Source organism: Pseudomonas sp. GW822-FHT03F04 (assembly GCF_058801405.1).
The window spans coordinates 1-14,134 of sequence record NZ_JBXANF010000014.1 but is presented as its reverse complement, the minus strand read 5'-3'; the positions used below and the strand labels follow the sequence as shown (position 1 = coordinate 14,134).

General features: G+C 54.9%; 21 protein-coding genes. 10 read left to right on the top strand and 11 right to left on the bottom strand.

The annotated features are described in order from the left end of the window. Window positions 1–52 precede the first annotated feature (52 nt). On the top strand, window positions 53–559 hold the full coding sequence (mug, locus tag AC1RMX_RS27010; protein ID WP_493073551.1) for a G/U mismatch-specific DNA glycosylase: 507 nt from the start codon (window positions 53–55) through the stop codon (window positions 557–559). Here mug and AC1RMX_RS27005 read toward each other — a convergent pair. Then, complete coding sequence (locus AC1RMX_RS27005) at window positions 532–1,164, bottom strand: TetR/AcrR family transcriptional regulator (RefSeq protein WP_493064694.1); 633 nt, start codon at window positions 1,162–1,164, stop codon at window positions 532–534. The genes mug and AC1RMX_RS27005 overlap by 28 nt on opposite strands. A gap of 112 nt (window positions 1,165–1,276) precedes the next feature. Between AC1RMX_RS27005 and AC1RMX_RS27000 the strand changes: the two genes are divergently transcribed. Beyond that, entirely contained in the window at window positions 1,277–1,933 is a 657-nt protein-coding gene (locus AC1RMX_RS27000; RefSeq protein WP_493073550.1) for an O-methyltransferase, read from the top strand. 145 nt (window positions 1,934–2,078) lie between these two features. After that, window positions 2,079–2,582 (top strand): hypothetical protein, encoded by a 504-nt coding sequence (locus tag AC1RMX_RS26995; protein WP_096821828.1) that lies wholly within the window; start codon window positions 2,079–2,081, stop codon window positions 2,580–2,582. A gap of 18 nt (window positions 2,583–2,600) precedes the next feature. Here AC1RMX_RS26995 and AC1RMX_RS26990 read toward each other — a convergent pair whose 3' ends face one another. The 5 genes from AC1RMX_RS26990 to AC1RMX_RS26970 all read right to left on the bottom strand — a co-directional run bounded on the left by AC1RMX_RS26990 (window position 2,601) and on the right by AC1RMX_RS26970 (window position 5,442). Then, window positions 2,601–2,981 (bottom strand): c-type cytochrome, encoded by a 381-nt coding sequence (locus AC1RMX_RS26990; protein WP_096821740.1) that lies wholly within the window; start codon window positions 2,979–2,981, stop codon window positions 2,601–2,603. A gap of 77 nt (window positions 2,982–3,058) precedes the next feature. Next, window positions 3,059–3,256, bottom strand: a complete 198-nt coding sequence (locus AC1RMX_RS26985) for a hypothetical protein (RefSeq protein WP_096821741.1) — start codon at window positions 3,254–3,256, stop codon at window positions 3,059–3,061. A 665-nt stretch (window positions 3,257–3,921) separates the two neighbouring features. After that, entirely contained in the window at window positions 3,922–4,572 is a 651-nt protein-coding gene (locus tag AC1RMX_RS26980; RefSeq protein WP_096821743.1) for an SMI1/KNR4 family protein, read from the bottom strand. A gap of 99 nt (window positions 4,573–4,671) precedes the next feature. After that, window positions 4,672–5,064: a hypothetical protein gene (locus AC1RMX_RS26975; protein ID WP_096821744.1), complete on the bottom strand. Its 393-nt coding sequence runs from the start codon at window positions 5,062–5,064 to the stop codon at window positions 4,672–4,674. Between the two features lie 33 nt (window positions 5,065–5,097). After that, window positions 5,098–5,442, bottom strand: coding sequence for a hypothetical protein (locus tag AC1RMX_RS26970; protein ID WP_096821745.1), 345 nt, complete (start codon window positions 5,440–5,442; stop codon window positions 5,098–5,100). Between the two features lie 185 nt (window positions 5,443–5,627). Between AC1RMX_RS26970 and AC1RMX_RS26965 the strand changes: the two genes are divergently transcribed. Both AC1RMX_RS26965 and AC1RMX_RS26960 read left to right on the top strand, forming a co-directional pair. Next, complete coding sequence (locus AC1RMX_RS26965; RefSeq protein WP_493073548.1) at window positions 5,628–6,551, top strand: LysR family transcriptional regulator; 924 nt, start codon at window positions 5,628–5,630, stop codon at window positions 6,549–6,551. Between the two features lie 108 nt (window positions 6,552–6,659). Then, on the top strand, window positions 6,660–7,385 hold the full coding sequence (locus AC1RMX_RS26960; RefSeq protein WP_493073547.1) for an alpha/beta fold hydrolase: 726 nt from the start codon (window positions 6,660–6,662) through the stop codon (window positions 7,383–7,385). A 51-nt stretch (window positions 7,386–7,436) separates the two neighbouring features. Here the strand turns inward: AC1RMX_RS26960 and AC1RMX_RS26955 are convergent, their stop codons facing one another. Beyond that, window positions 7,437–7,895, bottom strand: coding sequence for a hypothetical protein (locus AC1RMX_RS26955; RefSeq protein WP_493073546.1), 459 nt, complete (start codon window positions 7,893–7,895; stop codon window positions 7,437–7,439). Between the two features lie 221 nt (window positions 7,896–8,116). Between AC1RMX_RS26955 and AC1RMX_RS26950 the strand changes: the two genes are divergently transcribed. The 4 genes from AC1RMX_RS26950 (at window position 8,117) to AC1RMX_RS26935 (ending at window position 11,108) form a co-directional block, all read left to right on the top strand. After that, window positions 8,117–8,581 carry a MarR family winged helix-turn-helix transcriptional regulator gene (locus AC1RMX_RS26950; RefSeq protein ID WP_493073545.1) on the top strand — a complete coding sequence of 155 codons (465 nt, stop codon included), beginning with the start codon at window positions 8,117–8,119 and terminating at the stop codon, window positions 8,579–8,581. Window positions 8,582–8,602: 21 nt separating this feature from the next. Then, a complete protein-coding gene (locus AC1RMX_RS26945) occupies window positions 8,603–8,821 on the top strand; it encodes a hypothetical protein (protein ID WP_146013094.1) in 219 nt (72 codons plus the stop codon). Between the two features lie 122 nt (window positions 8,822–8,943). Next, entirely contained in the window at window positions 8,944–9,465 is a 522-nt protein-coding gene (locus AC1RMX_RS26940) for an AidA/PixA family protein (protein ID WP_096821748.1), read from the top strand. 332 nt (window positions 9,466–9,797) lie between these two features. Next, on the top strand, window positions 9,798–11,108 hold the full coding sequence (locus tag AC1RMX_RS26935; RefSeq protein ID WP_096821749.1) for an ArnT family glycosyltransferase: 1,311 nt from the start codon (window positions 9,798–9,800) through the stop codon (window positions 11,106–11,108). A 33-nt stretch (window positions 11,109–11,141) separates the two neighbouring features. Here AC1RMX_RS26935 and AC1RMX_RS26930 read toward each other — a convergent pair whose 3' ends face one another. The 4 genes from AC1RMX_RS26930 to AC1RMX_RS26915 form a co-directional block, all read right to left on the bottom strand. Then, window positions 11,142–11,483 carry a hypothetical protein gene (locus AC1RMX_RS26930; RefSeq protein ID WP_255261947.1) on the bottom strand — a complete coding sequence of 114 codons (342 nt, stop codon included), beginning with the start codon at window positions 11,481–11,483 and terminating at the stop codon, window positions 11,142–11,144. A 43-nt stretch (window positions 11,484–11,526) separates the two neighbouring features. Beyond that, window positions 11,527–11,883: a DUF7079 family protein gene (locus AC1RMX_RS26925; RefSeq protein WP_096821750.1), complete on the bottom strand. Its 357-nt coding sequence runs from the start codon at window positions 11,881–11,883 to the stop codon at window positions 11,527–11,529. Window positions 11,884–11,946: 63 nt separating this feature from the next. Further along, window positions 11,947–12,369 carry a DUF4952 domain-containing protein gene (locus tag AC1RMX_RS26920; RefSeq protein ID WP_096821751.1) on the bottom strand — a complete coding sequence of 141 codons (423 nt, stop codon included), beginning with the start codon at window positions 12,367–12,369 and terminating at the stop codon, window positions 11,947–11,949. 215 nt (window positions 12,370–12,584) lie between these two features. Beyond that, complete coding sequence (locus tag AC1RMX_RS26915) at window positions 12,585–12,944, bottom strand: DUF6124 family protein (RefSeq protein ID WP_096821752.1); 360 nt, start codon at window positions 12,942–12,944, stop codon at window positions 12,585–12,587. A 587-nt stretch (window positions 12,945–13,531) separates the two neighbouring features. Between AC1RMX_RS26915 and AC1RMX_RS26910 the strand changes: the two genes are divergently transcribed. Beyond that, window positions 13,532–13,993, top strand: a complete 462-nt coding sequence (locus tag AC1RMX_RS26910; protein WP_493073542.1) for a hypothetical protein — start codon at window positions 13,532–13,534, stop codon at window positions 13,991–13,993. Window positions 13,994–14,134 lie beyond the last annotated feature (141 nt).

Here is a 14,134-nt window from a genome sequence, read left to right as displayed (position 1 = left end):
CAAAACACGCAGTCGTACAGATTGGAGTATCTGAAATAAAGGGGAAAAGTTGATGCTTGAAGACATCCTGACCGAAGGCCTGTCCGTAGTGTTCTGCGGGATCAACCCTGGCCTGTTAGCGGCGGAGCAGGGGCATCACTTCGCCGGACGAAGCAATCGCTTCTGGCGCACGTTGCACCTGGCTGGGTTCACACCGCACGAGGTGAGCCCTGAAAGCGATCGTACGATCCTGCAATTTCATTGCGGGTTGACCGCCGTGGTCGAGCGTCCGACGGTCCGGGCGGATCAGTTATCGGCGGACGAATTCACCGCCGCCGCTGCGAATTTCGAACGCAAGATCGCCCGGTATTCGCCGCGCTTCGTGGCGTTTCTCGGCAAGGCTGCCTATGCCGGGTTGTCCGGGAAAAAGTCGATTGAATGGGGGCTGCAAAACACCCCGTTTGGCGGTGCGGCAGTGTGGGTTCTGCCGAATCCCAGCGGCCGCAATCTGGCGTTCAACCAGGAACAACTGGTGATGGCGTATCGACAGCTTTACCTGTCATCGAGCGAAACCACATAAGCACGAAACATGTCGGCCATCGCCTCCGCACGCGCGGTGATTTCGTCGTCAGTACGCGGGCTGAGTGAGAAATCCTTCCCCACCGAACTGAGTGTGGCCAGGATCAGATCGCAGGCCAGTGTGCGAGTGGATTCGCTCGCCTCGGGCAGCAATTCAACCATGAACGCCTCAAAGGTTCGCTTGCCCGCCGCCCGTACTTCATGGGCTTCCGGCGCATCGCGATAAAGCGGTGCCGCATCGCTCAACGCACCACGCATCTGCGCCTCTTCACACTCCGAACGGATAAACGCATGCACCAGCGTGCGCAGACGATCCAGTGGCGATGCTTCCCGATTTTGCAGAATCCGCTGCAGCATCTCCGTGGTTTGCAACCACTCATCACTCTGCAACCGAAACAGAATCGCCGCCTTGTTCGGGAAGTACTGATACAGCGAGCCCACGCTCACGCCAGCCTTCTCCGCAACCCGCGCCGTGGTGAATCGGGCCGCACCTTCTTTGGCCAAAACCTGAATAGCCGCCTGCAGAATCGCGGAAACCAACTCGGCGGAGCGGGCCTGTTGCGGCTGTTTGCGTGAGGAAATACGGGCAGTCTGACGGTCGGTCATGGTCGGCTCAGGCGTGTAGAGGGAATGCGAATAGCGAATCGGGCCATTCGCTCGCATCATTTAAACGCGACGAATCATTCGCATTTTAGCCCTCAACTGACGGAAAACCACCATGACAACCTTGACCACTGAACCCCTGGCAACTCTGATCGAACGCCTCTACACCCAGGCCAGCGCCGCCACCAGTCCGCTCCTGAACACCGTGTCCAATGAAGAACGTGAACGCCTGATGCACAGCAAAACCGAGTACCGCGAACTCTACGGCATGCTCAAAGACCTGTGGCTGCCTGTCTCCCGCGACACCGGCAAACTGCTGTACATGCTGGCCCGTAGCACCCAGGCCAAAGCCATCGTTGAGTTCGGAACCTCGTTCGGCCTGTCGACCCTGCACCTGGCAGCGGCGCTGCGGGACAATGGCGGCGGTGCGCTGATCGGCAGCGAATTCGAACCGTCGAAAATCGAACTGGCGCGGTATCACTTCGTTGAGGGTGGCGTCAGTGATCTGATTGAAATCCGCGAAGGTGATGCACTGGTGACCTTGGCGAGCGACCTGCCGGAAACGGTCGATCTGTTGCTGCTCGATGGCGCCAAGGCGTTGTATGGCGATGTGTTGCATCTGGTTGAAAAACACCTGCGACCTGGCGCGCTGGTGGTGGCCGACAACACCAATTACTGCCCGGAATACCTGGCCCATGTGCGCTCGCCGGAGAACGGTTACCTCAGCGTGCCGTTTGCCGATGACATTGAAGTGTCGATGCGGTTGGGCTGAGCGGTGGCATCCGAAATGCCGCGAGGGTGCGTGTTGCTTTAGAAGCGGACCTTCGAGGCATTTTTCGGTTTGATCTTTCATGCATGCGACAGGATTCGTCTATCGTCATGAAGACCAACACATGGCCAGGATCAGGGAGCTGATCATGAATCGTCAGGACGACCTCAACATCATCTGGAAGCGGATATTCTGGATTTTCATAGCCCTGTTGTTGCTGGCGATTGCCGTCACTTACAGTCTGCCCGACTACAAAGTGCCCTTTATCGTTTGTATCGCCGGGAATATCGGGGGCTACGTAGGGTTTCACAGACGACTGTCGATACTGACCGATCCGGAAATCGAAAACCTCGCCAAGTCATGGTTCGCTTTGATACTGCCTTCATTCATCGGCGGGATACTGGCGGGGCTGTTGTATCTCTTGTTCCTTTCCGGCGTTATCAGGGGCGATCTGTTTCCGGTGATCGTTCCGGACGACGATCCGAAATGTTTGAAGCAAATCTTCAACGATATTTTTTGCCAACATGCGGAAGGGTACGCGGCCTACGCCAAGTTGCTGTTCTGGTCATTCGTGGCGGGCTTCAATCAGGACTATGTCGTTGACCTGATTGAAAACATAAAAGGCACCGACAAAAAGACTGACCAAGGCTGAAGGGTACTGTTGCCCGGCTTAGTGCTGCTTTTTTGAAATGACATCGTTCATGTACTGATTCAAATCGCGAAAATCGCTGACGCTCCAGGCGTGCGGCGGGATCTTTACACCATTCTCGCGCAAGGTTTTTGGAATCAGGTCGCCGTTCGGGCGAAGGATGATCGAGGACACGATCACGCCCGGGTAATCATTGAGCCGCTTCTTGAAGGCAGGTGTTGTCAGATCAGGTGTCGGAGGATTGCTTTTATGGGCCAATGGCCCGGTTCCCTTGATATCGGGTCCGTGGCACACGGCGCATCTCTGTGAGTAGAGATTCTTTCCGTTGAGGTTGTCCGCAAAGGAAGGGCCTGTTTGAGTGAGTAGCAAAATGGCCAGTAAAGAGAAGACTGATGTTTTCATTTTTATAGGTCGATATTGATGGGTTTTGACGATGAAACGCTTCACTCGCTTCAGAAGTTGACGCGAATGACGGATAGCTACCCGCCGCTGTAATGAATGAGCAGGGCGATAAAAACCACAAAAGGTGTGTACAGCACCAAACCGCCGACGACGAGTGCCCAGCCCCAAGCAAAACCGCTTTCGCCCTTGAAACGACCGCCACTCAGCAGGCGCAGCACGAAAACGCCAACCTTGTAAGCCAATACGTTGAACAGGAAGTCCACGATGAAATCCATTTTTGGTCCAGTGCCTCCCTGGGTGCTCATATTTTTACAATCTCTCTCACAGACCAATTCGTCATTGCTGTCATAGCAGATAACTCCCGCTTTTGGTCCACTTCGGGCGGTGCCGACCGGCTGTGTTGGGTCGTTTTCTTCTGTCTCGCGGCGGGTAGAAGATGGCCGATAGCTGTCCACACTCATTAGCCCTTTGCAGGCATTTAGTCACCCGACTTGCCAGCGCAATGCCACGGAACTTCTTGGAACGCTTCGCTAGTGGTCAGTATTGAACCGAGCTCATAAATGAGTTGCCTATTGAGAGTGGCATTATCGGAACACTGGTCGGCTTCTCCGAACGTGCTCCAAGAGTCGCTATCAATTCGAACAGTTCCAAACTTGCTTTCTAGATGGGAGTGGGATGCCCAAATGCCATGCTCAGTGGTGCTGACTGAGAATCCCAATGGCGCCAGTACCAGGCGGAGCGCCTCCTGGAACCCAATATCCGATGGCTGTGGATAGAACTCAATTAGCAGTTTGTTGCTGCCATAGCCTTGTCTAATCGCGAAAGCGTACATGACCGTCCTCTTGAAGTATTTCGAGCACGTTGCACCGTCTGGAGTGAAAAAAGGGGCATGATTTGTTATTTGAAAAAAAACAGTTCCCTTTTAAGTGCTTATTCCGACTCACTCAGCACGCTGTGCCCCAAACAGAACGGGAACCGCATCCAGAAAATGAAACAACTCGGGCACCTTGGTGTTCAAGCTTCGCGAACCATCATCTTCCTCACTGATTGCGAAGTTGCCACTTTCGAGCTGGTCAACCAGCCATTCCATAAACGTAGCGACGGAGGTAGCCACAACGTATTTATCCTCTTCGTCACTGCCAAAGTTGATGACCTGACCCACGGTTCCGCGCGCTCCTGGGTCCAGATCAACGCCGAGATGGTTGCCACAGTAGTCGTAGGCGAAGGGAATCCAGTATCGGTTGGCGTACAACGCCTGGACAGCGTCGGGCGTTCCAGACGTGCAGAAGGCGCTCCCCTCGGTCATTTCCTCGGGCGACCACTCATCGATAATGTCTTTCCAGGATTCCCAATTCTCCCTGGCCTTTGCCAGCGACAGAAACTCAAGACCATAGAAAAGGCCTGAATTCGTAGCACCGCGTTGCCCGTCATGCCACCTGTAGAGATTCTTCAGGCTTTCTGGAAAAGGCCTGCCAACCAGGTTTTCGAACTCGGCGATTGCAGCGTCCGAACATCCCGGCGCCAAATCTTCACGTATTTCAGGAATATTGGTTTCCAACCATTTTTCAAGTCGTTCCATCACTGCTTTCATTGAAGCTTCCCGGCATAAAAACGTGCACGCTAACGTAGCTTGAGGCTTTGTGAAAGGCCGGAACATCCATCGGATGCCCGGGCAATTCCTCGTGCTCCGTCAAATGCTCAACAACGCTTTGGCGAATTGACTGACCTGCTCAGGCGTTACCAAAAAAGAGCCATTCATCTGCCAATCGCAGGCGTCATCGGACGTGGAGCCCAGGTACACACGCAAGTAAATGAACCCGGGAAAGAATGGATCCAAAGTGGCGGACAAAGAAAAGTCCTGGCTTTCAGAAAGCCAATCTTGATCGACCCCCACCTTAATCTGCGCAACCGACGCAAAAAACGCGTCAAGCGGCTGCTGGATATCCGCAGAAAACTTCTCCGACGTTATTTCTGCCTGCATCGCAGTGCCAGTGAGGCGAACCTGAATACAGCCCGACCGACCGCGTGGGCATGGCAGGATGGTCATCGTCAGCCCATCGTGTTGACTTAATTCTGCTGGCATTGCTTCTCCGTTATTGCCGTTCAATCCAGGATTTTACTGAGCATACTTTCCTTGGAACTCGTGAACTCGCTTGCTGAAAAGTAAATAGTGAGCGCTGCGCGCCAGAAACACTGCGGCAGCAATCAAGAAAGCGCTCATATAGATGCTGCTATCGATGATTTCTATGGCTGTGCCGAGAGCGCCCTGAGCAGCAATGGCGCATACGATTGCCAGAACATTGCACGCAATTACACTTCCGTAGAAAGCAAAAAGCGAAACAGTCAATGAAAACGCTACATAGCCCAGGTTGTTTGATGCAGGCCCAAACAGGATTGGCCATACAGAATAGGCGACATACAAAGTGATAATGAGCGCAAGAAAGGCGGGTGGTCTTTTCATGTCTGGATTAGCTTTCGTCCGAGTTGAAGGCTGGCAAAAAACGCCGGAATACTAGCCATATTTTCAGCCGCTGTCGTTACGCGTTCCAACCGATCTCGTTCCAGAACGCCTCGGCCGATACCTGTCAATTGAAGGGCGCTCACGCTATCGTGGCGCCGAACAATCAACAAAAAGGCTACAACAGGATGAAGCCCCTGGACCTGACGCGTTTCGACCTCAACCTGTTGGTGGTGCTCGAGGCGCTTTGGGCCGAAAGACATGTCGGTCGCGCCGCCGAACGATTGCACCTGTCCCAGTCCGCCACCAGCCACGCCTTGTCGAGGTTGCGTACCGCTTTCGACGATCAGTTGTTCATCCGTCACCCCCGAGGCATTGCCCCGACGCCGCTGGCCACGGAGCTAATGCCGAGAGTCGCGGCGGTGCTTGAGTCGGTCAGGCTTGTCGCCAGTCCACGGGGCTCGTTCGATCCCAGCCGTTTACAAGCCGAACTCAACGTGGCGGCCACCGATCACGCGGTGTTGACCGTCATCGCCCCGGCACTGGCCCGAATTCAGGCCGCCGCGCCCGACGTGGTGCTGAAGCTCAGACCAGCCGATGGCGAATCCGCTCTGCGCCAACTGGACGCCGGCGAGCTGGACATCGTGCTGGGCTCGGGTTCTTTCGCCCAGATTCCGCAACGTTTTGATTGTCAGCTCGTCCATCAGGAGCGTTTCGTCGGCATCGCGCGCAAGGGCCACCCGGCGCTGCTCAAGCGCGGCAAGAAAATGCACATGGAACTGGATGACTTCGTGCGCCTGCCGCACATCTTGGTTTCGCCACGCGGGGATGCTCGGGGCTCCGTCGACGAGGCGCTGGAGAGCCTCGGTCGGACTCGCAAGGTGAGCGTCACTTGCCCGAGTTTTCTGGCCGTTCCGTTCATGATCGGCGCGTCGCAATCCATCGCCGTGGTGGCCGAGCGCGTCGCCTTGCAGCTGCAAGAAACCGCACAACTGAGCCTGTTCGAACTGCCCTTGGCGTTCCCCACCTGGGAGGTGCTCGTTGTTCGAGCACGAGGGCGCGCCAACGAGCCCGCCATCGAGTGGATCACGAACATGATGATCGCCGACTGAGGCGTCATGAATCTGGTGCATCAACAGACTGTGTAAAAGCCATTGGATCGCCTGCGTCGGTCTTCCTAGAGTTCGGTTGTCGTTCATTCAACCCCTCAGGAATACCCCATGCGCACAGAGCCCACTTTGGTCATGATCCCATGCTTCGCCGGGGCCCCGTGGCAGCTGAACCAGATGACCCACTTGCAGCATCGCCCCCTGCGCACCCTGCGTTTGCCGGACGACGTGTGCGAGCTGGAAGCGTTGGCCAACGTCATCACCGACCAGGTGAAAGACCTTGAAAGCTACGTGCTGGTGGGCGATTCCTACGGCGCAGTGTCCTCGATCGCGGTGGCGGCTCGACAGCCAAAAGGCCTCAGAGGGTTGGTGCTCTCCGGCGGTTTTGCCAGGAGCCCGATCACTTCTCCCTGGCTAAAGACTCTGGCAGCCCTTGCACCATTCTTCCCCGGCCCGTTCTACCGACAGATGACCCTTCGGATTCACGCCGCGCAGTTGGCGTCGGCGTTCGACAGGGAAGGGGAGATCCCTTGGTCAACCGGCAAGAGCCGCGCCTTCTTCATCAAGGAAACGTCCCACAAGGCTTACATCAACCGCATGCGCTCGATCGAGAACGCGGACTACACGGCGCTGCTGAGAAAGATCGACGTGCCCACACTGATTCTGACGCCCGAGGAAGACAAACTGATCGGCAAAGACGCCGCAGGCGTTCTCCTCAACGGCATCAAGGGTTCGCAGGAAGTCATCCTGCTGCGCACCGGGCACATGTTCAGGTTCTCGCATCCAGGGGCGTATTCGCTGGAGATCAAAAGGTTTCTGGAGCGGGTGTCACTTTAGGTTCATGCAGCAAGACATGATCCGAGTGCCAGAGCAAAGGATGCCCCGAGTTTACTGACCGTGAGGTGTGGCCCGCCGCAACCTGCCGCTCAAACGCAAGCCATCGCGCACATTCAGCCCCATCAGCGTGAGATTGACGGCCCCTGCGATGAGTTCGATGAACTGTACGATGTAAAACCACGTGTCGAATCTTCCAGTGGCCGCCCATAGGTTGAGCGCAATTGCGCACGGTACAAGCACCAACAGGCCATTGGCGGAAATGAACGGCATACGTTTCTTCTTTGAGCCCACCAGGCGTCCTTGCCGTGATCGGCTCAGCAGCATTCCGCTCGCCCCGGCCAGCACCATCGTCGGGATCAGCACCCAAAGTCCAGGGCTGACGATCAGGTGCTTGAGTTGGGCGATCGACTGCCGGGCTCCCATGGTTTCGACAAGAATCGTCGCTAGAAAGAAAGTGGCGATGCAAAACAGTGCCAGCATGCTGGCGGTCAAGTGGAGTCGTTTCAGCATTTATCGAATACCGTCAGTCAATTGGGCGTTACTCAAGCGGTACAGATGTTCGGCACCGCGACCTTGGTAAACAGATGCGGCATGGCCATGGCGCTGGAGGGGTAACGGTTCAGCTAGAAAGCATGATGACCTCCAGTTTGTAAACATGATGACAATGTGGTGCGAGGTGTCGAAACTCTAGTTAATTGACACCATGGTGTCAATATGGAAAGGTTCGCACCATGAAGAAGCCAAACCACACCCCCGCTGGGCGCGCGATGACTGATCTGGTCCTTGAACTCTTTCGAGCAAGTGCACGAATGATCACGGCAGGCGATCGCCTCGTAGCAGAAATAGGTCTCACAAGTGCCCGCTGGCAGCTCCTGGGAACGATCGTCAATGCCGATCGGGCGCAACCCGTTTCATGGATTGCTCGCGACATGGGTGCGAATCGCCAGAACGTTCAGCGGATCGTCAACGATCTCGTGAAGGATGGGCTGCTGGAATTTCAGCCGAATCCTCACCATCGCCGAGCGCAGCTGGTTGTGCTGACGGATGTTGGAAGAGAAGCATTCGAACGTGCGATGAAACTTCAAGCGCCCTGGATCAACACACTTTCGGAGGGACTGGACGTCGATGACATCCAGACGACCCACAATGTGCTGAACCAGCTCCGCAACAGGCTTGAGGAAGACCAAAGGGACTAACCCGCCGATATCCGGAACCCAATGCGGATCGACATAGCGCTGAGAGGGGACGTATTTATTTTTCCGGAAATAGATACGTCCCCTTTTTACTATGCGGCACTTGCCGACAACGACTGTGCGCCTTTGCCAGCTCAAGCAGTCAGCGAACATCCAGAAAACGATGACGAGATTGGCCAGCAGAGAAGCAAATCAAAGCCTTGGTCAGTCCGCATCACACCGCGTTTATTTCGCGTCAACTGATCGCACGTTGACACCATAAAGCCATCTCCTATTGTTCTCCGCAGACCGCATCCAGGGACCGGATGAGCCGGACAGCCTTTGCGGGCGCGGTCGTTTATGCCATTCCTCCAAGGAGCAGCAAAATGTCCAGTGCGACCCAAACCTTTGACGTGCTCGTGAACGTCGATGCCGATTACCTATTGGACCATCCCGGCAATGTGGCCGGCGCAATTTCCATGCTGGTAACGCGCTCTGCCATCGACAGCCATGCCAGCGGTGACACCGGCGAAGGCGGCAGCGAGTTGTGGTTCGATGTCAACTCCGGCGACAACATCCGCTGGCGTGCCACGACGCTTTCCCGCAATTTCGACCGTATCGCCGTCATCAAAAGTATCCAGAGCGGCGGCAGCAATGGCGGCGAGTACCCGGGCACCATGTCGCAACCGCAGTCCTACAACCTCCCCGGAGTGGTGGCCTATCTGAACAATGGCGTCGCCGGCGGTCTTTCCAAAACCGATGTGGTCTACACCTTGTGGCAATCCATTGCGCAGAAACCGGGAAAACTCTGGTACACCATTACCTTCGCCTTGTACGACCGTGATCTGAACCAGATTGGCTCGAACTTCAACTGGGACCCCTACATCACCGTCAATAACAGTAACTGAACTGTGTACACAGCCCGGCCCGATACTCTTCGTCAGTGACGAAGGTGTCTGGCCGGGCTTTTTATTGACTTTCGTTAGTCTCGCTCAGGAAGTGTTGGGGAGCGTGCTGCTTGAATAGTCCATGTCGTGGGCTAGGCTCAAAATCAACTTTCCAGAGAGCAGGACTTTATTTTCAGCGTTAGCGCGCTTTCCGGACTGGAGCCAAAAAGAACAACTTCACTAAAGGGTTACCGATGGATCGATATGATGCCCCGCTTGTTGTAGAGCGCACTTGGCGGGCAGGCATGTTGAAGGGATTGATTACAAGAAATCCATGCCTGAGCATTTTCTTCATGACACTGGCCGTGTTCATGGTGTTGCAGTACAAACCTGCCGTCCTCAACTACACAACACGCTTTGTCGACTTCGCCGATTACATGCTGGCGAACGGCGTCACGCTGTTTCCCATTGCCGACGACCTCAAACCGTATCCCGACTATACGGTCCTTAATACCTTACTGGTCTATCTGGCTTCCTTGCCGTTTGGCCGTGTCTCCATACTCTCAATGGGCCTGCCTTCCTGCATTGCCGCTTCTCTGATGCTGGTATTCATTTATCGGCTCGGGGCGTTGCACAGCAAGAAGTGGGGCGCGTATGGCGTACTTTTCAGCCTGTTGACCTGGGCCTTTCTGGACGGCGTGAACTCACTGGCACTTGATATCTATCCGGCACTGTTCACGTTGATCTGCTTCTACGTTGCCTATTCGGCCGAATTGAAAAAAGACCCGCGTCGCCTGGTGTTCCTGTTCGTGGGGCTGGCGCTGGGCTTTGCGTTTCGTGGGCCTATCGGCTTGATCGGGCCCGCCTGTGTCATCGGGGCTTATTACTTCCTGAGCCGTCAATGGCGCATGTTGCTGCTGTTTTCATTCCTCTCGGGCCTGATTCTGGCTGCCGGGGTTGTGCTGCTGGCATGGGCCGCGTACCTGCAAGGGGGCCAAGCGTTCCTCGAAGACGTGCTGAACATGCAGGGCATCGGGCGCTTCGGCTCCGACCACGCGCCGCGCTATTACTTCTACTTCTCCGCAGGCCTGTTTACCTACGGCTTCACGGTGTTTTACGCCATCAGCGTGATTCTGAAGAAGTACAAATTATTCTTCAGCTCGACCCGCGATAAAGACATCGACCTGCTGCTTTATCTAACTGGGTGGTTGTTGGTACTGCTCGTACTGTTCACGATCCCAAGCTCCAAAAAAGCGCGCTACATACTGGCAATCACCCCAGCCATTTCCCTGCTGGCCGCCTACCTCTTTGTCAGCCATGAAGCGGCATTCGTACGCGCCAAAAACGGCTTGATGCAGTTCTGTCTCAAGTTGCCGGCGTTGGGTTTGGGCCTGCTGTTGTCGGTGCTGGTGTACAACAACTTCGCGGAAGTCCCATTGCAGCCCAACTACCTGGGCGCAGGCCTTGGACTGTTTGCGCTGTTGAGCTTCTACCACGCCAAACGCGAGTACTTCGCCGAGCATCGCTACCGTGAGTTCATGACGCTGTCGTTTGGGGTAGGGGCCTTTCTGATACTGGATATGTTCTTCTTCAACCCCATCACCTACCACCTGGAACTCATGATCGAGCCCACGCCGAAGTTTTTGCCGTATTGGTTTTGGTGAGGCGACAGGAGGATTGAGGTGTTTTAGAGAGCCTCAATCCTTCTCAGGGCATTTGAAGCCCCAGGAATAAATCTTCATGTCCTCGACCTCTTCCCCGACAGTCGCCACGCCCAGACAGACGCCGTTCCTGACGTAGTTGAAACTGCAGAATTGAAGACCAACCGTGCACGACTCGACTTCAGTGAAGCCTTTTCTCTGGAGGATGTTTTCGACCCCGTATTCACCTGTGTAGGTCGGGTTCGGCTTCCAGCCATTTTTGATCAAGGCCTTTCGGGCGTTTACGAATGGCATGTGTTCTTTGATCGGAACGTCGGTTGCGTGGGACAGGGGGCTGATGCAGCAGAGAAGGCTGATGAGGAGTGGTTTTAGTTTCATTTGATGGTTCTGACAGAGCCTCTGTGATTTTTCCCGACTGCATTCAAAGTCTGGAGGAGATTTCCTTCCAGATGTAGTCGTAGTTGTATTTCAGCCAACGAACCAATGCCTTATCGAACTGCCTGCGAAACCAGTTACGTTTTCTTGCTGCCAGCCTTTCCTCTATCGAGACTCTGAGTAAATCGGGATCGAACCCCGTCCATACCGGGGGGACGGCTGCCACAAGGTTGGTGAAACAAACCGGTGCGACCTCTTCATAAAGGATTTCGTAAACTACGTCAGGATCGATGTCTCTAACCTTATCCGCGATATAGTCATATTCGACCGGAAAGTCGTTGAATGGCCAGGAGAGTGCAGCTCTGACTTCGGACAGCTGCGGCTCACTCAGAAAATGTCCCAATGCGAAAACTCCTCCGACGAGCAACCGCTTTTTTGGATTGGTCCGAATCGGGCGACGTTGTGTTTAGGTGTCTTCAGTGAAGAGGGACACGTTGATGTAGAAATACTTTATGTCTGACCACGAATCCCGTTTGTCTATTGGCGTCTCTTCGGATCCCATACCCAGCATGTACCCCACATGTGTTTTTTTATCGCGATAGAAGAACGGTGCTGAATCCCATCCGCAACACATGTGCTGAAGCTTTGGCAGACCGAAGCTCTGATTCATGTATCGCTCAGCTTCAAGTGCATCAAGGCCTTTTACTCGGTAGCGAGCAACGAAAGGTTTTCCTTGTATGTGGTTGTGCTGGGTGCACTCCAGAAGCTCAACAAACTCAGGTTTGTCGCTGAGTTTTGCAAGAAAATCTTCACAGTGCGGTTCGGCCTTTGCGCAACCGGACAAGACAAATAGCACTCCGAATAGGGGCCCAAGGAACAACCGTTTCATCTATTTCTCCACGACCCCATTTCTACTAAGACCCTGCGCAGCACCAGAGCTATTCATCGAGACTTCACCGATTGAGTGACGCGAATGGTACCCGAGCCTGACGCAAGTCATGGACGCTCATGATGCAACATTCTGAAAACTGAATGGGCGTTAGACGTCCCACACAAATCGCACTGTAGAAGCAGTCACCGACTGCTCCTACAGGAGTCGACCGGTTACGCGACTTCGACGTGATCCAGCGCCTGATTTACCGCCAGCTCGGCAATCATCACCACTTGTGCGATACCCAGCGCCGTCTTGCGGTTCGAGGGATCGAGCAGGGCGGCGAAGTTACTGAGCATCTCGCTCGCAGAACTCAGGGTTTCGCTCGCATTGGCCAGCAGGCATTCGGTGTTGTACTTCGGATTGGCCAGGTACATCCGCTCGGGCTCGTTGCAGGACGACATGACCCCGGCGGCGGGGAAGAGGTAGTGATCCAGCGCACGCTCGGCGGCGTCGTGGAGTTTTTTGGAGTTGGGGGATTCGTAGGGGGAGGTTGGGTCGGTTTCGGGTGGGTTGGGTGTTGGTTTGATCATGGTGAAACTCCTACATCGTCAAATGGGAGCCGACACTCTCGCTACCAAACGATGGGTGGCGGCCATGCTCAGGTTGGTAGACCGGGACGTAGGAACCGGCGCGCCCGAAGACGCCCTGTGCATGACCACCATGACGCCGAGCCTTTCAGGCACTGCACATCATGATGCATATGCAACCTACGATAATCCGGGGCTACCAAACCCCGTCACTGATTTTTCAGTGACCGGGAAACGATAAGACCCGCGCCGTAGACGCACAAGCCGGCGGATTCTGGCGTAGTCGTAGGCAATGACGCAAGGCGTTGTAGCCTTGGGGAAGTTACGGCTGGTGACTTTAAACGTGGCTGTGTAAATCGCGGATAATTGACATGAGGGACTTGAGTCAGCTTACCTATCAAGGTGCGATTCATGACCGCGTTGCTCGTTGCGAGCGTCCGCTATCGGCCAGAAGCGGACATTGACACAACACGACTGTCGGCCGGAAGGCCATGGTCGCTATTGGCTGCTAACTATCCAATACAAATACGCGTTGCATTCCTTCATACACAGTGTAAAAAAGCGGGTAATCAATTATTTGGCTCAAAAAAATGACAGGTGGCGATGTCTTGCGAATACAGCGTCCCGAAGGTGAATTGCTGAATGTCCTCGAGGATCTGGGGGCTCTGGCATGGAGGCGATACGGTTCGCGGATAGCCCAGACCTGGAATGGTCGCGAATTTGTAGATGTTCCTGGCGGTCTACCTTGGGTGGCCTTTCGTTTCGCACAGGAAGACGATGCCAAGATGAAACGCCTGGACGCGGCTGTTTCAAGTTATGAAGGCCATGAGCGTTGGCTGCTGATTGCCCATATCAGAGACTCCCTGCCAGGCACCAACTGGGAAATTTGCCTCGAACGCACCGGCCTGCTCAAGCGTCAGGCCGCGAATGTGAACCTTCCCGTCTGGCAGTACCTCGAACGAGTCGATCCTGGCTATTTAGATTTGGCATATGAAGATTTCAATGGACTGACAGCACACGTAAAGGCGTGCCTGGATCTCCATAAAACCTGATGGGTTTGACACGTGTCTAAGTAGTGACGCCGTGGATCCGCTTCTGGCCGACTCGCGCCCATCATAACTGGAAGTGGTCGGCCAGAAGCCGTCCTCCCTGTTCAAGCCTCAATCCACGATGAACAATCTAGCACCAATGGC